The 21,164-nt window shown below is 55.7% G+C and carries 16 protein-coding genes; 11 read left to right on the top strand and 5 right to left on the bottom strand.

From position 1 onward, the window contains the following. Positions 1-74: 74 nt before the first annotated feature. From J3U88_RS01040 to J3U88_RS00995, 10 genes are all read left to right on the top strand, one after another. Positions 75-1,205 (top strand): PilZ domain-containing protein, encoded by a 1,131-nt coding sequence (locus J3U88_RS01040; protein WP_207856260.1) that lies wholly within the window; start codon positions 75-77, stop codon positions 1,203-1,205. A gap of 69 nt (positions 1,206-1,274) precedes the next feature. After that, complete coding sequence (nadE, locus tag J3U88_RS01035; RefSeq protein WP_207856259.1) at positions 1,275-3,245, top strand: NAD(+) synthase; 1,971 nt, start codon at positions 1,275-1,277, stop codon at positions 3,243-3,245. Positions 3,246-3,895: 650 nt separating this feature from the next. Further along, positions 3,896-5,296 carry a hypothetical protein gene (locus J3U88_RS01030; protein WP_207856258.1) on the top strand — a complete coding sequence of 467 codons (1,401 nt, stop codon included), beginning with the start codon at positions 3,896-3,898 and terminating at the stop codon, positions 5,294-5,296. After that, positions 5,293-5,988, top strand: coding sequence for an OmpA/MotB family protein (locus tag J3U88_RS01025; protein WP_207856257.1), 696 nt, complete (start codon positions 5,293-5,295; stop codon positions 5,986-5,988). Before J3U88_RS01030 ends, J3U88_RS01025 begins: the two co-directional genes overlap by 4 nt. Before the next feature lie 5 nt (positions 5,989-5,993). Next, positions 5,994-7,058 carry a hypothetical protein gene (locus tag J3U88_RS01020; protein ID WP_207856256.1) on the top strand — a complete coding sequence of 355 codons (1,065 nt, stop codon included), beginning with the start codon at positions 5,994-5,996 and terminating at the stop codon, positions 7,056-7,058. A 423-nt stretch (positions 7,059-7,481) separates the two neighbouring features. Then, on the top strand, positions 7,482-9,101 hold the full coding sequence (locus J3U88_RS01015; protein ID WP_207856255.1) for a protein kinase domain-containing protein: 1,620 nt from the start codon (positions 7,482-7,484) through the stop codon (positions 9,099-9,101). After that, positions 9,098-10,342: a hypothetical protein gene (locus J3U88_RS01010; RefSeq protein WP_207856254.1), complete on the top strand. Its 1,245-nt coding sequence runs from the start codon at positions 9,098-9,100 to the stop codon at positions 10,340-10,342. Before J3U88_RS01015 ends, J3U88_RS01010 begins: the two co-directional genes overlap by 4 nt. Before the next feature lie 200 nt (positions 10,343-10,542). Next, on the top strand, positions 10,543-12,396 hold the full coding sequence (gene recQ / locus J3U88_RS01005; protein ID WP_207856253.1) for a DNA helicase RecQ: 1,854 nt from the start codon (positions 10,543-10,545) through the stop codon (positions 12,394-12,396). Between the two features lie 32 nt (positions 12,397-12,428). After that, positions 12,429-12,980 (top strand): DUF3347 domain-containing protein, encoded by a 552-nt coding sequence (locus J3U88_RS01000; protein WP_207856252.1) that lies wholly within the window; start codon positions 12,429-12,431, stop codon positions 12,978-12,980. 2 nt (positions 12,981-12,982) lie between these two features. Next, a complete protein-coding gene (locus J3U88_RS00995; protein ID WP_207856251.1) occupies positions 12,983-13,510 on the top strand; it encodes a GNAT family N-acetyltransferase in 528 nt (175 codons plus the stop codon). 91 nt (positions 13,511-13,601) lie between these two features. On the opposite strand, the gene J3U88_RS00990 is transcribed toward J3U88_RS00995, so the two are convergent. The 3 genes from J3U88_RS00990 to J3U88_RS00980 all read right to left on the bottom strand — a co-directional run bounded on the left by J3U88_RS00990 (position 13,602) and on the right by J3U88_RS00980 (position 17,877). After that, the gene (locus J3U88_RS00990) at positions 13,602-13,946 is read right to left on the bottom strand and encodes a PilZ domain-containing protein (RefSeq protein WP_279382445.1); all 345 of its coding nucleotides are present in this window, start codon (positions 13,944-13,946) and stop codon (positions 13,602-13,604) included. A 162-nt stretch (positions 13,947-14,108) separates the two neighbouring features. Then, positions 14,109-15,614, bottom strand: a complete 1,506-nt coding sequence (locus J3U88_RS00985; RefSeq protein ID WP_207856249.1) for a phosphotransferase — start codon at positions 15,612-15,614, stop codon at positions 14,109-14,111. 406 nt (positions 15,615-16,020) lie between these two features. Continuing rightward, complete coding sequence (locus J3U88_RS00980; RefSeq protein WP_207856248.1) at positions 16,021-17,877, bottom strand: motility associated factor glycosyltransferase family protein; 1,857 nt, start codon at positions 17,875-17,877, stop codon at positions 16,021-16,023. A 321-nt stretch (positions 17,878-18,198) separates the two neighbouring features. Between J3U88_RS00980 and J3U88_RS00975 the strand changes: the two genes are divergently transcribed. Next, positions 18,199-18,969: a substrate-binding periplasmic protein gene (locus J3U88_RS00975; protein ID WP_207856247.1), complete on the top strand. Its 771-nt coding sequence runs from the start codon at positions 18,199-18,201 to the stop codon at positions 18,967-18,969. A gap of 29 nt (positions 18,970-18,998) precedes the next feature. On the opposite strand, the gene J3U88_RS00970 is transcribed toward J3U88_RS00975, so the two are convergent. Together J3U88_RS00970 and purF are read right to left on the bottom strand one after the other, a co-directional pair. Next, positions 18,999-19,769: a Nif3-like dinuclear metal center hexameric protein gene (locus J3U88_RS00970; protein ID WP_207856246.1), complete on the bottom strand. Its 771-nt coding sequence runs from the start codon at positions 19,767-19,769 to the stop codon at positions 18,999-19,001. Continuing rightward, positions 19,766-21,160: an amidophosphoribosyltransferase gene (gene purF / locus J3U88_RS00965; RefSeq protein WP_423842022.1), complete on the bottom strand. Its 1,395-nt coding sequence runs from the start codon at positions 21,158-21,160 to the stop codon at positions 19,766-19,768. Before purF ends, J3U88_RS00970 begins: the two co-directional genes overlap by 4 nt. Between the last annotated feature and the right edge of the window lie 4 nt (positions 21,161-21,164).

Genomic DNA, 21,164 nt, shown 5'->3' with positions numbered 1-21,164 from the left:
TCCCGCGAGCTTTTGTTCAGGCCGGCGTTGGTGAGTTTCATGCTCACCCGTTACGAATTGGGTGATAGACCTTAATGATGTTCAAAAAGAAGACCAAGAAAATTGCGGAACAAGCCCTTGAGCAGGTTCTGCGCGTTGCTTGTAAACGGCGCATCCCGGCCCGCGTCGTGTCCGAGCACCATAGTTTCTCGGCCCGTTTTCTCGACGTCGACGATATCAATTTAATCCTCGATAACAACTTGTCCCACCTCGACGATGTGCGTAAAATGCGCAACCAAGAGTTGGTCCTGTATTTCCCCTTCCGCGCCACCCTGCTCAAAGGCCATTTCCGGTTGGTGGGTTTAACCACCGTCAAAAACCTGCGCGGGCTTAAGTTCACCCGTCCCGAGTACGTTTACGTTGACGAGAAACGCAGCGTCAAACGAACCCAACAGATTCCGGGCGGTTCCAGCTTTACCTTTAACACCCCCGATCTCAATCTCTACCGGGGTACCATCCTCAACGTTTCACCCAACGGCTTCGGCTTTCTTCTTAAGGAAAACATTGGGGACAACCGCTACCTCTTTCAAAAAGGCAGCCTGATCCAAGCCGAGGCCCAACTCGGCGATGATTTTAAGCTGAGTTTTGATGCCGAAATTCGCCATATCAGCGCCGACGAGGAACAGGGCCCCTATCGCCTTGGGGTACGCATTAAGAACCTCAGCAACGAAGCCCAGGAAGATTTGAACCAATGGGTTTTCCGCCAGTCAACCGCCCAGATGGAAGCGGAACGCGCCGGCGCCATCGCCACCACCAAGTCGCTCCTGGTCCGCAATCGTGAACGTATCCCCAACTCGATCCTCGTTATCGGCAACAAGCAAAGTGACCTCGATTTCTGGTACGGCTGCCTTTCGCGCAAATACGAGGTACTGACCTCAGACGCCAACATTGCCAACATCCGCACCGCCCTGGGTACCAATCCCAGCCTCCTGCTCATCTTTTTGGACACCGAAAACCCGGAGAAAGCCTCGTTCACCCGCAAGTTCTGCGCAACCGTCCAGAACCGCACGCCGATTTTGTTCTACGGTGAAGAAAGCGAGACAGCGAAGCAACAGGTCCTGATGGGCAACATCAGCAACCGCGGTTTCGTGGATACCTCCCAGAAACGGGTCCTCAACGGATTCCGCTCGGTCGACCTGGTGATGCAGAGTTTATTAAAAAAATGACCCAGCGCTTGACACTCTTTAGTGTAATAAATACACTAACTCTATCGCACACGATAAGGAGTGCCGCCCATGCCTCAAACCCTCCGCCTCGGTCTCGCCTCCCTCAACCAAACGCCGCTCGATTGGCCGGGCAATCTTGAAAGAATCCGCGCCGTCGTCCGCCAAGCTCAATGCCAACAGGTCCATTTGCTCTGTTTGCCCGAGTTAGCCATCACTGGTTATGGTTGCGAGGATGCCTTTCTCCATCCCGACACCACCACGCGGGCCGCACAACACGTGACACAACTCGCCGCGGAAATCGACCAACTTGTTCTTTTGGTGGGGTTCCCTTTAAGCCTAGACGGGCACTGTTACAACGGCTTGGCAGTCTGCGCGGAGGGTGCGGTGCGCGCTATTTTCTGTAAATCCTACCTTGCCCGCCAGGGGATTCACTATGAACCGCGCTGGTTTGACGCTTGGCCAAGCGGGACCTTGGACCGGCGCCCTTTCGGCGATAACCCAACCCCGATCCCCATCGGCAACTTTACCCTGGCCTACGACGATTTCATTTTTTCCAGCGAAATTTGTGAGGATGCCTGGGTCACCCGGGACAAACGCAATTGTCGGCTCGCCCGCTACGCCCATTTCATTTTCAACGCCAGCGCCAGCCATTTCAGTATGGGTAAAGCCGATGTTCGCGAGAACCTGGTCCGCGATTCCTCGCGGGATTTCAACATCGGGTACGGTTACGCCAACCTGCTCGGCTGTGAATCAGGACGCGCGATTTACGACGGCGAATGTTTGTTTGCCCACGAGGGACGCATCGTCCAGCGCGGCCCACGCCTGGAGTGCAGCGACGGCAATGTCACCGTGTACGACTTCCCCTATGAAGGCCGCGCCGAGGCGGTTACCACCTGTGAGCTGCGACTCCCACGCAATGCCGCCATTCCCGAAGCGACCCCGGTCTCCTACCAGACGGAACGGGATGTGGCCGACGAGGACGAGGCGTTCGCCAAGGCCGCGTCCACCGCGCTCATCGATTACATGCGCAAAAGTCGCGCGCGCGGCTTCACACTGTCCCTTTCCGGCGGGGTCGACAGCAGTACCGTCGCGGTGCTGGTTGCGGTGGCGGCGTCACGCATGCGCAAGGCATTGGATCCCGCAACCCGCCGGCGCTGGTTCACCTATTTCCCCGAATTGCTCGAGGCATTTGAAAACCCCGACCGGCTCATGCCCCAACTGCTGACCACCGTTTACCAAGGCACGCGGAACTCGGGGCCGGTCACCCGCAACGCGGCGGAAAAGCTGGCCCAAAGCCTCGGCGCCACCCATTTGAACTTAGATGTAGACCCAATGGTTTCCGCCTACACCAGCGCCATTAGCCAAGCCCTGGGAAGACCTTTAACCTGGGAACAGGACGACATCGCCTTGCAAAACATTCAGGCCAGATCCCGAGGCCCCAGCGTTTGGATGCTGGCAAACATTCGCGGCAGCTTGTTGCTTTCGACCAGCAACCGCTCGGAGGTGGCGGTCGGATACGCCACCATGGACGGCGATACCTGCGGCGGCCTTTCACCCATTGCCGGCGTTGCCAAATCCTTCCTCCAACATTGGCTGGTTCGGGTCGAGCAGGAGGGCGTCGCCGGATTGGCAGCCGTCCCGGCCTTGCGCACCGTCAATGAACAAGAACCGACCGCGGAGTTACGCCCCCCAAACGCGGCCCAGGAAGACGAAAAAGACCTCATGCCCTACGCGGTATTGGACAGTTTGGAAGAATTTCTCATCGGGCAACGGCTGCCCCTACGTGAAGCGTTCCAGAAACTTTGCACACGCTTCGAAACCCAACGGTCCCGTACCCAACTGCTGGAATGGACCGCCAAGTTCTGCCGCATGTTCGCAACAAGCCAGTGGAAGCGAGAACGTTACGCACCGGCCTTCCACCTCGACGACTCCAACCTCGACCCCAAAACCTGGGCCCGTTACCCGATCCTCTCAGGCTGCTTTGCCGCCGAAATCCAGGAGCTCCGAGAAGAAGAAGCGAGCAACGGGGAAACGCCCTAGACAACGCGCCCGAATAAGGTCCAAAGGAGCGACGCAATGGGCGATTGGTTCAAGGAAAGGTTCGCCATCCAGCAAAGTCTTCGCTGAATTGATCGAGGTTGCTTTCTTATTTTTTGAAGAAAGGTAGCCGGATTTTTGGTCGGTTCGCGCTTTATACATAGGACCCGGCCGAAGTTAATCCCTTGTTTTACCTAGCCCGCATTTCTCACAAGGCTTTCAGCTTCTCGCGACGAATCCTTGTGAGAAATGCGGGCTGGCAGCATATTTCGTTCCCCGATGAACGTCGGCCGCTTTGCATCGTGCGGTGCCTATTCTCTTAAAGAGGTTTTCGGCGGCCCCTTGACGGCACAGGATTCGCCCAAATCGAGGGAAACAACACGGAACGGGAAAAAATCGCCGTGTTCTCGGTGCAAGCGGCTACAATCACAGCCTTTCGCACCGCGCGGTGAAGCGCGGTTTCCCAAGGGATAATCGGTATTTTTCGGGTCGCTTGTGGTATTCTCGAAGGATCACCAAACCCATAATCCAAGCCACCGCATGTGGGCGACGCGGCACGCTTAGGCCGCGATCCTCCATCGCCAGGCGCCCTTTGGTTTCCTTTCATCATCTTCCGTTCGGTGTTGGACCGAACGCCTCGGAAAGCGGGTTTTATGCTTCTCACTTTTGTTTCGATTTTGCTCAGTATCGGCATCGTCGCCTTTACGTTTCTTCAAGCCACCCGGTTGTTCGGTGCCTACCGACACACCATCGCCGTGATTTCCAATCTCGACAACAAACTCAAACCGTCGAGCAATGAAACCGCCTTTAAAAAGGAACTGCACCGACTTCTCGATGAAGAAGACTTGGTCGGTCGCGATTTGGTGCAAACGCTGTGGCGCACGATTAGCGACGATCCGATTCAAACCGCGAGCGGTTCGGGCTGGGTGATCGACCTTGATTACTTGTGTGACGGCAAGCGATATTTCCGCATTCACCACAGTTATGAAGTGGTGCAGACGATGCCCGGCCTGCTGACCGGCCTGGGTATTTTGTTTACCTTTTCGGGTTTGGCGGTTGGCATCTCCGGTTTGGACCCCACGAATTCCAGCCAGTTAACCGCCGGCGTCAAAACCTTGCTCGGCGGCATGAGCGTGGCTTTTCTGACCTCGATTTCCGGTATCTTTTGTGCCCTGCTCTGGACCTGGCGCCACAAATCGATCATGGGTGATTTTGAGACGGCTTTTTTCCATCTTTACCAAACCCTTCATGAAAAACGGTTTTTGTTTTCTCCCGACGAACGCGATAACCAGATCATGCGTTACCAAAGCGACCAAACGCTCCAGTTAAGCCAATTGGAAACAACCTTCAAAAAAGCGCTGATCGCGGCCTTTGAAGAGCTGGGCGGCAACCCCATGGCGGGCGGCGGCGCGCAACAAGCCGGCCCGGATACCTCGCCGTTGCTGGAAAAAATCGGCCGCGAACTCTCGGTCATCAGCGCGGGCTACAGTGAGATCAGCCAACTCAGTCGCGACATGGGCGGCGTGTTCGACCGACTCCTCAAAGAACGCCAACAAATGTTGGACCAGCAACATGCGGCCGGTGCCGAAAGCAAACAAATGGTCCATAAAGCGGTTTCGGTGGCGGCAAGTTTTGAAGAGATTCAGCAGGCCCAAAGCCAAACCGCGACGGTCATCAGCGAAGGCGCGGTCGAACTGAAAAAAGTGCTCAACCTGTTGCGCCAGACCAGCACCCAAATGACCAAAAATCAACAGGTTCTCATTTCCCATACGGAACGCCTCGAACAGAACTGGAACACCTCGCGCGGCCACATGGAGCAGCTTCACAAATTGCTCAAAAGCGATATCGAAACCTTCCACAACCGGCTGGGCGAATCCTTGCGCGGCGTCCACGGCGAAATCGACGAAATCCTGGCCAAAAGCATGCGCCACTTCGAAACGGGCCTTAAAGAATTTGGCCAAATGATTGAAATCCTGGCGATCCAGCAGAAAACCGGCGAGACACCGCCCGAGGATACGGCGAAATCCAGCTCCTGGTTAGGGAAACGCCGATGAAACACAAACGCGCTCTGGTCGTGCAAGAAGAAACAGAAAACCATTTTTGGACCGCTTACAGCGATTTGCTGGCGGGCATGTTGTTTGTGTTTATCCTGCTGGTTGTCGTGATGTTGAACCAGTACGCCTCTTTTATCGAAGAGAAAGAGAACCGCATCGATACCCAGGCCGGCAAACTGCGTTCCTTTCACGCGGTCCAACTCGAGCTGACCCAAGAATTATCGAAACGCCTGGACCAAGAAAAAGTGCGTATTGACCGCGATACGGGAATTTTGCGCATTGATGCCGAGGTCCTGTTCGCCGAAAACGAGGCCGACCTGAGTCCGGTGGGTAAAGAAACCCTGGCCCGCATCTTTAACGCCTACTCCGAGGTGGTGCTTTCCGAACGGTTCACCCCATTTATCGAACAGGTCGAAATCGAAGGGCACACCAACTCCAACGGCACCTATTTGTACAACTTGGAACTGTCACAACGGCGCGCCTACTCGGTGATGACCTTTCTGTTGGAACAATCCGGTGACAACCAAGAACGCTTGCAGGATATGGTGGTTGCCAGCGGTCGTTCTTTTTCCAAGCTGATCCTGAATGAGGCGGGCGAGGAGGATCCGGTCCGATCACGGCGCATCGAAATCCGCTGTCGCCTGCGCGAAGCCAGGTTATTCGCGCAAATTTACCGCGACCTTCAGGAGTAGCGCGGATGCGAACGAGCCCCTTTGCTTTTCGGCCCAACCAAATGCTGGCGGCCCTGGCGCGCCTGGAAAAACGCTGGCCACTTGACGCCGATCCAAAACCCGCCAACCTGCCTTACCTTTTCCAGGTACTGGCGACCATGCAACCCAAGGCGATTCCGCACTTCGCGGCCAAACTCACCGCCAAGGAGCTGCGCCTACTCGGGGAAGCTTACCGCCAGGCGCCTGGTCACCGGGTACTTACCATGATTTGTTTGACGTTTGCGCACCGGGACGATCCGCGCTTGGGCGAGGTTCTTTACCACCTGTATCATCATTTGCCGGAGCGGCGCGAAATTGAATGGCTCGCCGCGGATTTAACCAAACTGCACTGCCAAGAAAGGGTACGCGGCGCCCATCTGTGGTTGTATCGCCACTTGTTCGAACAGCCCGAACTGGAAATTCTGCCCTACATGACCCGTGGCCTAACGGACGGCACCCTTTCCTTCGAAGCGGTTTTCGGCCGCGATCAGCATAAAACCCCGCTGTTAGGTGGCGTGATGCAGTGGTTGTTCAAAAAGGGCAATCCCGTGTTGGCTTCCCTGAAGCCGCACAGCGCGGCCCAAATGGTCGCCCCCTTCATTGATGCGGGGGAAGGCGGTCCGGTGGCCAACTACCTCAATTTTTACCCCACGGAGCAACAGCCCTACGCGCTGATCGTGCGTATTGCCGCCACTTTTGGTCCACCCGACGACCAAAGCGTCCCCTTTTACCGGCAGGTCGAACCGGGCCGGTTGTGGGCGTTTCGCCGTTTGCTTTACAAGGACGAAATTTTCAAGAGCAGCCTGTTGGACCTGGCAAAACAGGACTTTTGGGAACGTTGGATTCACCGTTGTCAATTGTGGCGGGAACAAAAAGGCCGCCTCGAAATTCTGATTCGTCCCTTTTGGGTGGTGATGGATCAGGGCCGTACCCGGGTGTTCCAAGCGGATCAGCGCGAGGTTGAGGTCGAACAGCTTCGCCACGACATGCGCTGGGTTGAATCCATGGAAGCCTTGCTGAGTAAGTACATCAAGTGGGGCTTGGACGGTTAACCCGTGGCAAATGGGCGGTCGGTCGGTATTTTTTGCGCGAATGCAACGCCGGCCGAAAGAAGGCTCGGCCAGAAACAAATCAAGCGCGGTTCGAGGGCTAAAACCGTGTCCAAAAGGATGTTACAATAAGGCCGCGTTCCCACTGCTCCCATGACCTCACCCTAATGGGTCGGCACCACTTGTGCCGCACCGACCTGGACTCGCGGCCCTGGAGCCCTCGGGTTCGCCGCGCGGTTCCCCGCGGTACCCAATCGCACGTGGTACCTTGGCGGGAACGCCTTGTTTTTGATAAGTTTGGGTAAATGCCCACGGCCAAGTTACACCCGTCGCCTCGACGCGGCGCGCGTTTGCCCCCGTTTGGGCTACCCAAGCACAAGGTTCCCGGTCCCCCCATGGGTATTTTCTAAATGAAGTGAGGCTTCCGTGGTCAATCATCCTGAAGAGCCAGGCAGCGAGGAACAAACGTCCAACCCGGATGTCGATCAGACTCGGGAAACCGCGATGGTCAGCCCCACGGACGTAACCCAAATCACCCAGGCGGGTTTGGTCGCGGCCTCGGGCGAAGGCGACGTCGACACGGAACCTCAGGTCATCGAAGAAGAAACGGAATCGCCCTACAAATACGAGTTGCTAAAACCCTTGGGTAAAGGGGGTTTTGCCTGGGTGTACCTGGTTCGCAACCTCGATCTGGACCGCAAAGAGGCGATCAAAATCCTGAATGTTGATTTGACGGAAGACGCGGACGTCGTCAACCGCTTCGTGAAAGAAGCCCGTATCGCCGCCAAGTTTTTACACCAAAATATCGTCACCATTTACGAGGTCCACAAACGCGGCAATTGGAACCGTATCAAGGCGCCGGAAAAAATTCAGAACCGGCATGCCGAACCTTTTGTTTATTTCACCATGTCTTTTGTGGAGGGGCGTTCGGCCGCGGACCTGGTTCGCAAGAACCGCATGCCGCAGCGGGAATCGCTGAGCATCGTGATGGACGCTTGCGCCGCGCTGGATTACGCCCACGGTCGCGGGGTTGTTCACCGCGATATTAAGCCGGACAACATTCTGGTCGACCGCCGCGGTCGCGGTATTGTGATGGATTTCGGGATTGCCAAGGCTGCCGACCAAACACGTCAGACGGCGGCGGGCACCTTTATGGGCACCGCCCGGTATGTTTCGCCGGAACAGGCGATGGGCCGCGAAATCGACGGTCGTTCCGACATTTACTCGCTCGGCATCACCCTCTATGAACTGGTCACCGGTCGTGTCCCTTTTGATTCCGACCAATGGATGACGGTTCTTTACCAGCACATTAACGAACCGCCGCCGCCACCGGACATGTTCTTCGAGGACATTGACCGCGACCTGCGCGCGGTGATTCTGAAGATGTTGGAAAAAAAGCCGGAAAACCGCTTCCAGACCGCGGCAGAGGTGCTGGACACCTTGCGTTCGATCCACGGCAAGCTCGGCGGTGTCAATCGCCAAACGGAATTGATGGACAACATCGCCACCCGTCAGGACCTCAAGCAAATCGAGGAACCCACGGTGGTGACTGAGATTCCCAGCGTGGCCGGCAGCAAACCCCCGGTTCGCACGGAGCAGCGCGAGGCGCAGCAAAAAGTAGAGGGAGAAGAACGGCCGCCGACGGGCATTGAGGAACTGAAACCCAACAGCTTGATCAAACCCCTGGCGATCGGCGGCACGCTGATTGCCCTGGTGGTGGTCCTCGCCATTTTGCTGTGGCCCAAGGCTGGTCCGGCACCCGACCCGGTTCCAGTCCCGCTCCGCGAGGGCAACTTACTGGTTTCGGCTTTTCCCAAGGGGTCGATTGTCAAAATTACGGATGAACAAGGCCGCGAGGTCAACCACGACCAGCGCGAATTGCCGCAAATGTTCCGCCTACCCGAGGGCAAATACACCTTTGTCATCAATTACGGTGGCCTGACCCAAGAAATCAGCGCCTACGTGTCACCCGAAATGAGCCTGTCCAAAGCCCACGCCGAGTTTGAGCTGGAGCTAGACAGCTTCCTGCTGGAGGATCTGCAATGAGCCGGCAACCCCGACACTTCCCCCTTTCGGTCGCCTTATTCCTGCTGGTACTGGGTAGCGCGCTACCCGGTGCCGCCATGTTCTCGGGTTACAAAACCTTTTTCAAAGACGGTGAAGCCAAGCTGGAGGCGGGCGATCACCAGGGCGCGCTTGCCGATTTCCAAGAAGCGTTTCGCCTAGAAAACAAGGCCTCGCGGTATCGACTGGAAGGCGCGATTTTCGCCAACTATCTACCGCGCTACAAAATTGCGCTGGCCTACGAACCGCTGGACATCATGGAAGCGGAAGCTTGGATCAAAAAGTCAACCGATGCGCTGGAGGAAGAGGTCATCAAGCGCCAGCGCAAAGAGCTGGCCAAGTACCACGCCGACAAAAACCGCATCCAGAAGGCCGCGGAAGAGAAACGCAAGGCGCTGGCGGCCCAATTTAACATCGCTCTTTCCGACGCCCAAAACCTGCTCAACCAGAAAAAGTTCGCTGAGGCGCGCCGGGCATTCCAAAAACTGGTTCAGGATTATCCCAATCGCCCGGAAGCCCAGGTCGGGCTCGGCAAAGTGGACAACGCCAAACTCACCCACCTGCGCACCATGGCGCTGGACGCCAAAACAGCGATCATTGACCGGAATTTCGCCAAAGCCGAAACGGTGATTGGTCAAATCGAACGTATCGACGCGGGTTTTGGGGAAATCGCTTCGCTCAAGCAACAGATCGTGGACGCCAAAAGACGCATCGCCGACGCCGCGGATGCGGAAAAACGCCGCAAACAACTCGAGGACGAGAAAAACCGCCTGGCGGCCTTGGAAGCGGAACGCAAGCGTCGAGAAGCATTGGCTCAGGCGCAAGCCGACAACCAGACGAACAATCAAACCACGAGCCCACCGAGAGAAAACTCTCCGCCGCAAACCAACACGGCGACGGCTCAGGCCGAACAAAACAAGGCGGCCCTGCGCGAGGCCTTGTTGGCAACCCTGAAGCCCTACCGTCGCGGCGACCCGGGCAAGGCCCTGAGTGAATTACAGGAAATCGCGATTGACGGTGCCGAGGATTCACTCAGCTTCCGCTGGCTCAAGGGCATCTACCTGCTGGGCAAGCACCACCACAGCCTGGAACCGGATGAAGCCGTCCTGGACCTCGCCCGCGGTGAAATCCTCGAGGTACAGCGCATGCAGCCGGATTTCCGCCCCGATCCCGGCATCTACCCAAGGTACGTGATCGAGTTTTTTGGCGCTACCGGGAACTAGCCCGCATCTCTTACAAGACATTCTGCTTCGGGGCAACCCATGCGATGACGAGGGTTTGCCTTCCGGCTCACGCCTTTCCTGGCCCGTATGCGGGGTTTTTGCTAAGATTCGCCTAAAAACACGGCTTATGTGCGCGAGCCCCTCGGCCTGAAAGTGCGATTCGCCGCTCACCCCAGCCTTCACGGATGCAAAACCCAATCATGAGTGTCACCACCAACCTGCAAGTCGCCAAAGAGGCGCTACAAAAAATATGGGGTTATCCCGACTTCCGTCCCTTGCAGGCCGAAACCATCGAAACCATCCAAAAGGGCAAAGATTCGCTGACCGTGCTACCCACCGGGGGCGGGAAATCCCTCTGCTACCAAATCCCCGCGGCGATTATGGAAGGGACGGCGATTATCGTTTCGCCGCTTATCTCCTTAATGGAAGACCAGGTGAACAGCCTTCAATTGCTGGGCGTCCCCGCCGCCTACGTCAACAGCTCGCTCTCCGGTGGCGAGGTTCGCCAGATCAAGGCACAGTTTTTTCGCGGCAACCTCAAAATGCTGTACGTTTCACCCGAGCGCTTGCTGCTGGATCATTTCATCGAAGAATTACAGCAGGTAAACATCAGCTTTTTCGCCATCGACGAAGCCCACTGCATCAGTCAGTGGGGCCATGATTTCCGGCCCGAATACACCAAACTCAAACAGCTTCATCAACGTTTCCCCAATGTCGGCGTCCACGCCTTCACGGCCACGGCCCCGCCGAATGTGCAGAAAGAGATCAGCAACGAGCTTAACCTCCAGGAACCCGAAGTTTTTATCGGCAGCTATCATCGGCCCAATTTGTTTTACCGCGCCATCCGCCGCAACAGCTTTAAAACCCAGCTCGTGAATGTGCTGAAACAGTTCCAAAAAAGCGACATGGGCATTGTTTATTGTCTCACCCGCAAAGAAACGGAGGAAATCGCAAGCCACCTCAACGGGGTTGGCTACCGCGCCTTGCCCTACCACGCGGGTTTGAGCCAAGAAGTTCGCAAACGCAATCAGGACTTGTTTTCCCAAGAGCAGGTCAAGGTAATTGTCGCCACGGTCGCCTTTGGCATGGGTATCGACCAATCCAACGTCCGTTTTGTCATTCACAACGGCATGCCACGCACCTTGAGTCACTACCAACAGGAAGCGGGTCGCGCGGGTCGCGACGGTTTGGCCGCCCACTGCATTCTGGTTTTCGCCCCTAAGGACATCCAGTTCTGGAAACGGATGATCGACAACGAGGGCGTGCTGGTGGAGCAACGGAGCCGACAGCTCCAGGACATGATCAACTACGCCACCCAGCTCAAGTGCCGCCACCGAAGTTTAATTGAGTATTTCGGTCAGGATTTTGAGCGCAACAGTTGCGGCGCCTGCGACGTGTGTTTGGGTGAAGTGGAAAGCATCAAAGACTCGCGCACCTACAGCCGCATGATTCTATCGGCCACGCTGAAGGTCAAACAAAATTTCGGCGCCGGCTACATCGCACAAGTGCTGACCGGCTCGACCGACCAGAAAATTCTTCGCAACGGGCACGACCAGCTCTCAGTCCACGGTCTGCTCAAAAAACACAGCAAAACCCAAGTCCACGACTGGATTAACCAGGTCGAGAGTCAGGGTTACTTAGCGCGCCACGGCGACCCCTACCCCGTGCTGAAGGTGACCCAGGCCGGCTATTGGCTGCTGGTCCCCCAAAAATACGACAAAAAGGAAGACGAACTACCGGTCTTCCTCGTTGAAACGCGCCGTGAAAAAAAGGCAGCCCAACAGCGCTCGGCCGTCATCGGCGCCGCCGATTTCGATCACGAACTGTTCGAACTCCTGCGCGAGAAACGCATGCAAATCGCATCCAAAATGGGCGTCCCCGCCTTTATCGTATTTGGTGACCGCTCCCTGCAGGACATGGCACGGGTGAAACCAACCGACAACGAAAGTTTCTTAACGGTCTTTGGTGTCGGTCAAGCCAAGCTGGAAAAGTTCGGCCGTCCAATGTTAAAAACCATCAATCAGTATCTTGGCAAGAAAGGCATTTCCCTTTAGATCAAGATCGCTTATCACCGAGGAGTACCCTAATGACTCGTTTCCTTCAACTTTTTGCCGTCTGCTGTTTCGCCGCTTGCGCCCTTTCTTGTGGAACCAACACCAGCACGGATCAAGCGTCCGGTGACAAACCGACCGCGCCCCCCAAACAGGTCGCGACAGCCGATAAAAACGCGGAGCCGATCACACCCGCCAACGAATTGACGGGCGACGCCCTCGATCAATACATCACGGTCCAGGAAACCCTGGCGGCGGACGACTTCGCGGAGGCCTCTGCCGCCGCAAAAGCATTTGAACAATCGGCACAAGGCGCCTTGAAACCCTTGGCGACCACCCTTGCCGCGGCCAAAGACATCACGGCCTTGCGAACCCACTTCCGCCCCATCTCCAAAAGCATTAAGGATCAAAAATTACCCGCGGGCTACCTGCAAGCATACTGCCCAATGGCCTTCAACGATACCGGTGCCTACTGGCTGCAAAAGTCGGGCACCCTCGCCAACCCTTACTACGGCGCGGAAATGTTGACCTGTGGTGCGGTAGAACGTCGTGGCGAAGAGGCCGCGGAGAAAAAGGCCGAAGAATAACCATGGCCCTGCAGCTACGCCCGCCTCAGCGCGCGGATCGTGAACCGCTAGCGGCCCTGGCCAACGATTCCAGGGTCGCAGCTTACCTGCGCGACCGTTTTCCCCATCCCTACCGCCCCGAAGATGCGGACCAATACCTCGATTACCTCGAGGAATACGCGGACGTGGCTTTGGCGCGCATCATCCATTGGCAAGACACCATGGTCGGGCTGATCTCGGTCGAACGTTCCACCGATCTCTACCGTTTCAACGGCGAAATCGGTTATTGGATCGGAAGCGCTTTTTGGGGAAAGGGCATCACCTCGACAGCCCTAGGCCAATTTTGTACCTTCCTGTTTGAGTCGGATTTCATGATAAAACGTTTGGAAGCCACGGTTTTCGAACAACATACATCATCCATTCGCGTGTTGGAAAAAAACGGATTCCAACGCGAGGGATGTCGCACCAAAGCCCTGTACAAACACGGTCGGTTTCACGACGAGCTGCTTTACGCCAGGATCAATCCGAACTGGCCAAAACAAAGCTTTTAAAACGAGCATACCCGCATTTCTCACAAGGCTTTCAGCTTCGCTGCAGAATTCCTTGTGAGAAATGCGGGCTAAGCAGCATAAACCCATTGGGTTATTCCAAGAACTCCAATCCCAATTTGAACAAGTCCTCATCGAGGTTTTTGCGCCAACGCACCTTCGCTTTCATGGGATGAAGCCGGCCGACTTTGACAACCACTTCCTGACCTTTGTCAATTTTTTCGTAATCTTCGCTGTAGCGTACCAAAACCAAACCACAGCCCTGGTGGGATTGTTCAACCACCATGCCGATGTACTCCGGTTCAAAGTTTTCGTCTTCGGTATTAATATCAATATGTGCCACGACTTCAACCGTGCGCACCTCTAAGTCTTTTTGCATGGTACTACCCATGCTATACCGGAAAAAGCGACGTCTCTCTCCAGCGTGTAGCTCGTCCATAGGTGTGCCTACCTCCGCTCGTGCAAAATAACCCTATGTCACAATATAAGATTGTGCACCCTTCCCGCAAGGGCGTTCCCGCGGTAAGTGAGGGAATCAGACCAAACCAAACCGGCGCCGCGCGGCCACCCAACCAGGGAAGGCAACCGGCGCACACCCTGACTAACCCGAGGTCTCGATTTCGCCCTCTTGGTCGATCAACTGATCGTGTTTACACAGGTGCTCCATCGGCTGGAAGCGTTCCCGCATCTGAATTGCCGCTTGAAAATGCTGTTTCACAACCTGTTTGGGATCCAAGCCTGGGTTGGCGTACTGCAGGCGGCGCATGACATCGGGAATGACCACACTCAAATGGTTTAGGATCCACTCGACGGCAATCAGGTCGGAGACCGCCCAGAACCGCTTGAGGAAATTCTCGTCCCATTCCCGCTGCTTCACAAAAGCGTCCAGCACCTTGAGCTTGTTCTCCATGGTCAGGTTTTGCTCGGTATTGTAGAAAAAGTCGGCCAACAACTTGGCCGGATCATCCCAACCAGATTCCTCAAAATCGAGAAAAGAGAGGGTCCCGTCGGCAGCTTTGATCGTATTGTGGAAACCAAAATCGGAGGGGCTAAAGATCGCTTCTTTCTCTGAAATCTCCTGTTCTTTTTCCCATTTCTCCCGTTTCAGCCACAGGTAAAAGTGGTTGAGGTTGTCCTGCCGCAACTGCTCCATATCGGTCATCATGAACAACATAATGTCCTTGGGACCGTCGGGACGCTGACAGGCAGACAGAACTTGGTTCCACAAGGTGTTCAGTTTGTCCGCGTAAAGGTGAAGGCGGAAACGCGCTTTGGGTGCTCGGTCAACCTGTTGCGCGCGCAATGCGTCCGATTTTTGATCAAGCGCGATCAAGAAATCGATCAGTTGCCCGACATCCTGGTCATTGGGCTCATCGACATGGGAACCCTCAATGTGGTTGAAGAGCCCCCAACAACCGCGGTGCCAGAAGGATTTGGGAACCTTGGTGATACCAACCTGGTGCAAGGCATTGAGGTGTTTGACTTCCCCCGCCAAACGTTCCTCGGCGTTTTCGCTGGATTCCAAGAAATGCTTCAGGATGTATTGAGAACCATCGGCGCAGGAAACTTGGTAAATGTAGTTGTCGCCGTGTTCCTTCAAGCCCTTCACCGAGGTAATCCGGCTTTGGGTCTGGTCGCGCACGCCTTGTTGCCAATAGAAGAAGTTGGTCAAGTCAGACCATTCGGCGAAGGTGGGATAAGCGGCGTCTTCTTTTTGGCCAAACACAAGGGGCTGAACATGATCGGCCAAATCCCCGTGCTGAAAGGTTTCGACAGAATCGTCGATGAAGTGGGTCATGCCCAGCTCATTAATTTTTTTAACTTTCTCTTCTTCCGAGTCAACAAAAATCAAATCTTCTTTGGAGAACCCCAGACCACCTTTGTCCATCCCCGCGAAAAATTGTTTGGCTTCCAGGTGTTGGGTCACGGATTCGGCTTCGCCCGCACCGTGCGCAACGATAATCAGGTGACTACCCGAGTCGCGATGTTCCATCACAAAGGCTTTGAACCCAAAAAGAACCTCGGATTTTTCCAGGGCCTCATCCACCGCCAAAATTGTGTGATCTAAATCAATGCCGACTTTGATGTTTTGCGCTGCTTCTGCCATCGGTTTGCCATCCCTAAGCCCATCTGGATTGAACCTACCTCGTTCGTGGACGCCGCCCGTTGCCTCAACGGAACCTTGGACCCAAGCCGCGATCAAAACCAAAAGGACGGGTTGGGCTTGGCGCGATCACAAGGTGTTATGTTCAATTCAGTTGGAAATGTCTGTCACCACACCTCATCGAATTTTGAGCGAAAATCTTTACATCTGAAGAGAATGAATTGTCCCCCGTAGGTACGTCATGTTTGCAAGAAGTCTCACTATCTCCCCCAAACCACACAAATAAAACACCTTAACCCAAATCCAAAGGCCGTCGGGTGCCGGCGCAATTTTATCGAAAAAAAGGTCGCGAGGTTTGTCTCAAGAAGATTCGCCCAGCGGGGCGTGACGCGGTTTCTTAACAAGCGTGTCATCTCACCGGGTTACCGCCCAAGGCCGCCGCCAGCCTGTGCAGTTCCGGTTCCAATTGATCGCAACCCTGGGCGATCAGCTGGTAGGTTCGTTTGAGGTGCGCCACATCCTCACCAATGCTCGCCAGCAGCCGCTGAATCTCCTCGGCTGGGTCTCCCCCTTGTTCCGGTTGGCGCGTGGGTGGTTCGGTTTCCTGCAATTCTTTTTGGATAAACCCGTTAATCAAGGGCAATCGCTTGAGAACAACGCTGCCGACGGCCTGGCTGAACTGGTCCAGGGTTTGTAGTTGCACGTTAAGTCGCTGAAGTGCTTGCGGGTCGGGATTTTGAAGCAACGCACTGAGTTGGGTCTCAAACGGAGAAAATTGGCTGCACAAATCGCGTACCATGCTCATTTCTTGCAAAGTTTTTTCCACCAACGCCTTCATTTGGTCCGCGCTCGGTGCCCGTTCATCACAGGCGTGGGCCTGGCAAACGGCGGAAACATCCCCTTTCTTTTTTTTCGCGAAGGTTTCAAGATAACGCCTAAATTTCCAGTTCGTAAATCCAGGCAGACAGGCGCCGCCCTCGGTCGCGTTCACCAAGACAGTCGGACATTGTTCGCGCCGCAAGCGATGGGTACGGTTTTCATACCATTTGAAAAAGTGGAAATAGTTCTGCATGGTTTTGACGCGACCGCCAAAGTAAGCCGGAACCCATGCTTCATCCTGTCGCCCATGCTCAAAGTCACGATTGACCTCGGCATCGGCATAAAAGGTGCGCCCCACGGCCAAATCCTGCCCCAGCAACGCAACGGCGCGACAACCGAACAACAGCGCCAAGGAAAAGGCTTCATTGGCTACCGAACCGCCCGTTTCGAGGAAACTTCGCTCGCGCCCGGGGAAGGCGGCCTCCAGCCAGCCCCAGACAAAATTGGTCGGGTTGAAATACAAAAAGGTCAATTGCGGCGCGGCCTGGAAAAAGGCGAAATGGGCTTGGTCCGCCAACAAAAACACGGTGCGCGAAAGGTTGCGACAGCCGTGGATGGAACTGTAGAAGTCCTGGGCTTCGTTGTGTACCAAAAAGTCGGGTTCAATGCCCAGGCGTTCAAGCATCCGCACGGAACGCGCCACGGCAAAAATCAAACAGCGATCACGGAAGGGCAACATTTCAACCAAGTTGCGCTCAAGCGAGGGACCCGGCGCCACAACCACGGCCGCCAAACCCGTAAACCGACCGGCCAACACATCCACCGGTGCCTTGTCGTAGGCGTGCGGCAGAGAGCGCAGCGACGAACGGGTAAAGGTCGGCATGAGCCGAGCCAGCGTTTTTCGGGAAATACGAATATCGCGAAATAACTCGTTTAAAAACTTCTCCAGCCAGGTTTCCATATGCTGGACATGACGGCGATGAAAGGGCGACCACACAATCTTCAGCTGCCCGACCTCACGCAAGCCGGCCTCGCGCAACGCCTCGTTAAGCTGTTCTTCATCTAAAACCAAACGCGCCCTTTTGGCGGGGAGCAATTCGGAGAGGTCGATGTGGGTGACCGCGGTCAGGAACAAAGTAGGAACGGGCTCGAACACAACCAGTTGGTGTCCTTCTTCAAGCTGATCGGCCGCGGTGAACCAGCCCAATCCGAACCCAAGGTGCAGGTGAACCGGACGCGACGGCCCAGCGCACGCCTTTTGGGCTTCCTTGGCCGGATCGTAGCGACTGTGAACCCATTGACCTTGAAATGTTAGGGTTACACCACCTTTGCGCGCGGGCGTGGGGGTTAGCACTTTCCCTTGCATTCGGTCCCACGCACGCACGAGTGCGGGGTCGTATTCGGTGAGAAAGGCACGGTTCTTTTGTTCCATGGTGGGTGACGACATTACCGGCTCCCAAACGCGGCGAACTCGGTTATGGAAAACCGAGATACGAGGCATCACGGTCGAACATGACGCCGTGAATCAAGATAAGCCATTGGATTTGGACAGAGATACTCTAGCGCTTCGCCCCAGGTAATACCAGCCGGAATCCTCGTGAAAAAGCCCGCGATCCAACAGTTTTTGGCTTACAATGGTTTTACCCTTCACCAACAAAGCATTCCGCCCGGCCACGCACACCCAAAGCACGGGATTGGGTCGCCAAGGTCGCGCCAACCGCGGCACGGCTCTCCCGGCCTTCCACCGACGCTTCCACGGGGACCTCACTTGTACCGTTTGTTTGTTTCGGCCTTTCTTATTTGGTTTTCCTTCGCGAGTGCGACAGCACAAACAGCGCGCGTGCGCATCACCACGGGCGATTGGCCGCCCTACAACGGCAAGAGCCTTCCCGGCGGAGGCATTGCCAACGCCTTGATCCAAGCCGCGTTTTGTGAAGTCGGCATCGAAATTGAGTTCGGCTATTTTCCCTGGAGCCGCTCACTGAAACTGGCGGTCGAAGGCGATTGGGATGCCTCGGCGATATGGGCACACACCACGGATCGCCAAGAACACCTGCTCTACAGCGAAGTCATTGTCGACGGAGAAGATGTTTTTTATTACATCAGGGGAACCCCGTTCGACTGGGCGCACCTCGACGATTTAAAAGGCTGGAAAGTCGGGGGAACCATCGGCTATTCCTATACGGCGTTAAGCGACGAAAAGGGCGTCCCGGTCGTTGACCTTGAACGCGCCCCCAGTGACCTGCTCAATTTCCGCAAGCTGTTGGCCGGTCGGATTCAGGTCTTTGTAGCGGATCGGCGGGTCGGCGCGTATTTGCTGAACCATCACTTCACCCAGGAAGAACGCGATCGCATTGTCCGTCATCCACGGGCGATTCAAACGGTCCCCTATTACTTAGTATTCTCGAAAAAGGCCTCAAACGCCGCCTACCTGCACCACGCATTCAATCAGGGCCTGGCTTCGCTAAGGGAACACCAGGACCAGGAAACCTTTATTGAACTGATTGAGCGGGCGTCACACGGAACACCGAAACGATGAAGCGGCCGAAAGCACGACCGCTTCATCGGTTACATGCCGGTGGGGCAATCGATAAAAACCGTTTCAATTTCGTAGTTTTTGCCGAGGTACTCACGCAAGGCGTGTAGGCCGAAAACCTCGGTGCGGTAATGACCACCCAAGGCCACGCTCATGCCCTGTTCCTGGGCGAAATGGTACAGCGGATGGGTGGCCTCACCGGAAATATAGTAGTGAATGCCGCGCATTTTAGCCTCGCGTACCGAGGCGAAGTCGGCGCCTTGCCCGGTGATACAGGCCACCGAGCGTACCTTGTCGGGCCCAAAAGGCAAAAGTTGAACCGGGCCGCCCAGCAAGGCCGCCAACTTTTCGGTGACGGTGTCTCGTCCCAGCGCGCGCGAAAATTTACCCGCAAATCCAATCGGCATGCCCTTGTAATCACCGAAGGGTTCCAAGCTTTCCGGCGCCACACCCAACCCCTTGAGTAAGTTCACGTTGTGACCGACTTCGGCGTGGGCGTCGAGCGGAAGATGAACGGCGTAAAGCGCCATCTCATGATCCATCAGCAGTTTCACCCGTTTGTAGTCGGCCCCACGCAAGGGATACTGGAAGCCCCAGTAAATGCCGTGGTGGACAATGAGGACATCGGCATCTTCAGCCACCGCTTTTTCGATGGTCTCCAAAACACCGTCCACGGCGAAGGCTATTTTCTTCACCTGCTTTTTGCCGGCCACCTGCAACCCGTTGATCGCGCCTTCCTTGAAGTCGCTCACCCGCAGGTAGCTGTTGAGTTGGCTGACCAGGCGTCCCAGCTCGACACTCATACCTCGATCCCTCCCTCGGCGGGAAATGGAATGACATAGTCGCCGGTGAAACAGGCCTTGCAATAGTGTTCGGGATCCGAGTTGCGCAAGCTCTGCAGCATGCCGTCAATCGAGATGTACTCCAAGGTGTCGGCACCGATGTAACGACGAATTTCATCGGTTGAATGGGAGCTGGCGATGAGTTCGCGACGGGTCGGCGTGTCGATGCCGTAATAACAGGGGTGGGTCGTCGGCGGCGCGCTGATGCGCATGTGGACTTCCTTGGCCCCGGCATGGCGCACCATCTTGACGATTTTGCGCGAGGTGGTACCGCGAACCAAGGAATCGTCGACCAGAATCACCCGTTTCCCCTCGAACAAGTGCCGAACCGGGTTCAACTTGATCTTGACGCCGAAATGGCGAATGCTCTGCTTCGGCTCGATAAACGTGCGGCCGACGTAATGGTTGCGGATCAAGCCGAACGCAAAGGGGATCTCGCTCTCACGGGCATAACCGACCGCGGCGGAAACCCCGCTGTCCGGGACCGGGACCACGAAATCCGCATCGACGCCGCTCTCACGCGCGAGCATCACACCCAAATCTTCGCGATACTGCTGGGTGTATTCGCCAAACATAAACCCATCGGGACGAGCAAAGTAGATATGTTCAAAAATGCACTGACGCATCGGCCGTGCCTCGAAGGGTTTGCTGGAAGTGCGCATCCCCAGGTTGTTGACCACGAACATTTCACCCGGCTCCAACTCACGTACAAAGGTCGCGTCGAGCAGGTCAAAGGCGCAGGTTTCAGAAGCAAACACGGTTGCTTCGTCGAGAGTACCCATCATCAACGGGCGAAACCCATGTGGGTCGCGCACCGCGATCAATTTATCGGCGGTCTGAAAAACGCAGGAAAAGGCGCCTTCCACCTGGCTCAAGGCTTCGACAATGGCCTCTTCCAAGTTGCTTTTACGGCTTTTGGCGATCAGATGCAGAATCACTTCAGAATCGCTGTCGGTATTAAAAATCGAGCCTATTTTCTCCAGTTCCCGCCGCTTCTGCATGGCGTTCACCAGGTTGCCGTTGTGGGCCACGGCGATTTGGCCGTGTTGGCAGTTAATCAAAATCGGCTGCGCATTTTCCACGCTGTTGGAGCCGGCGGTAGAGTAACGCACGTGGCCGATGGCGGCATCACCAACCATGCGATCAAGCTGTTCTCTGGTAAATACGTCGGAAACCAAGCCACGCGCTTTGACGCACGCCAACTTGTTCTCTTTGCTGCTTACAATCCCCGCGGCTTCCTGACCGCGGTGCTGCAACGCGTAAAGACCCAGGTAGGTCATGTTGGCGGCCTCGGGATGTGGTTTGATCCCAAACACGCCACATTCATCTTTAAATTTGTCCAACAAGGTCATTCCC

Origin of the sequence: Acanthopleuribacter pedis (genome assembly GCF_017377855.1) — a bacterium.
Lineage (GTDB): Bacteria > Acidobacteriota > Holophagae > Acanthopleuribacterales > Acanthopleuribacteraceae > Acanthopleuribacter > Acanthopleuribacter pedis.
This window is presented reverse-complemented; position numbering and strand designations above follow the sequence as displayed.

What these genes read in the sequence shown, in the direction of transcription:
- J3U88_RS01040 (WP_207856260.1), top strand. Translation starts at nt 75, where the DNA reads ATGATGTTCAAAAAGAAGACCAAGAAAATTGCGGAACAAGCCCTTGAG.
- nadE (WP_207856259.1), top strand. Translation starts at nt 1,275, where the DNA reads ATGCCTCAAACCCTCCGCCTCGGTCTCGCCTCCCTCAACCAAACGCCG.
- J3U88_RS01030 (WP_207856258.1), top strand. Translation starts at nt 3,896, where the DNA reads ATGCTTCTCACTTTTGTTTCGATTTTGCTCAGTATCGGCATCGTCGCC.
- J3U88_RS01025 (WP_207856257.1), top strand. Translation starts at nt 5,293, where the DNA reads ATGAAACACAAACGCGCTCTGGTCGTGCAAGAAGAAACAGAAAACCAT.
- J3U88_RS01020 (WP_207856256.1), top strand. Translation starts at nt 5,994, where the DNA reads ATGCGAACGAGCCCCTTTGCTTTTCGGCCCAACCAAATGCTGGCGGCC.
- J3U88_RS01010 (WP_207856254.1), top strand. Translation starts at nt 9,098, where the DNA reads ATGAGCCGGCAACCCCGACACTTCCCCCTTTCGGTCGCCTTATTCCTG.
- recQ (WP_207856253.1), top strand. Translation starts at nt 10,543, where the DNA reads ATGAGTGTCACCACCAACCTGCAAGTCGCCAAAGAGGCGCTACAAAAA.
- J3U88_RS01000 (WP_207856252.1), top strand. Translation starts at nt 12,429, where the DNA reads ATGACTCGTTTCCTTCAACTTTTTGCCGTCTGCTGTTTCGCCGCTTGC.
- J3U88_RS00995 (WP_207856251.1), top strand. Translation starts at nt 12,983, where the DNA reads ATGGCCCTGCAGCTACGCCCGCCTCAGCGCGCGGATCGTGAACCGCTA.
- J3U88_RS00990 (WP_279382445.1), bottom strand. Translation starts at nt 13,946, where the DNA reads ATGGACGAGCTACACGCTGGAGAGAGACGTCGCTTTTTCCGGTATAGC.
- J3U88_RS00985 (WP_207856249.1), bottom strand. Translation starts at nt 15,614, where the DNA reads ATGGCAGAAGCAGCGCAAAACATCAAAGTCGGCATTGATTTAGATCAC.
- J3U88_RS00980 (WP_207856248.1), bottom strand. Translation starts at nt 17,877, where the DNA reads ATGTCGTCACCCACCATGGAACAAAAGAACCGTGCCTTTCTCACCGAA.
- J3U88_RS00970 (WP_207856246.1), bottom strand. Translation starts at nt 19,769, where the DNA reads ATGAGTGTCGAGCTGGGACGCCTGGTCAGCCAACTCAACAGCTACCTG.
- purF (WP_423842022.1), bottom strand. Translation starts at nt 21,160, where the DNA reads ATGACCTTGTTGGACAAATTTAAAGATGAATGTGGCGTGTTTGGGATC.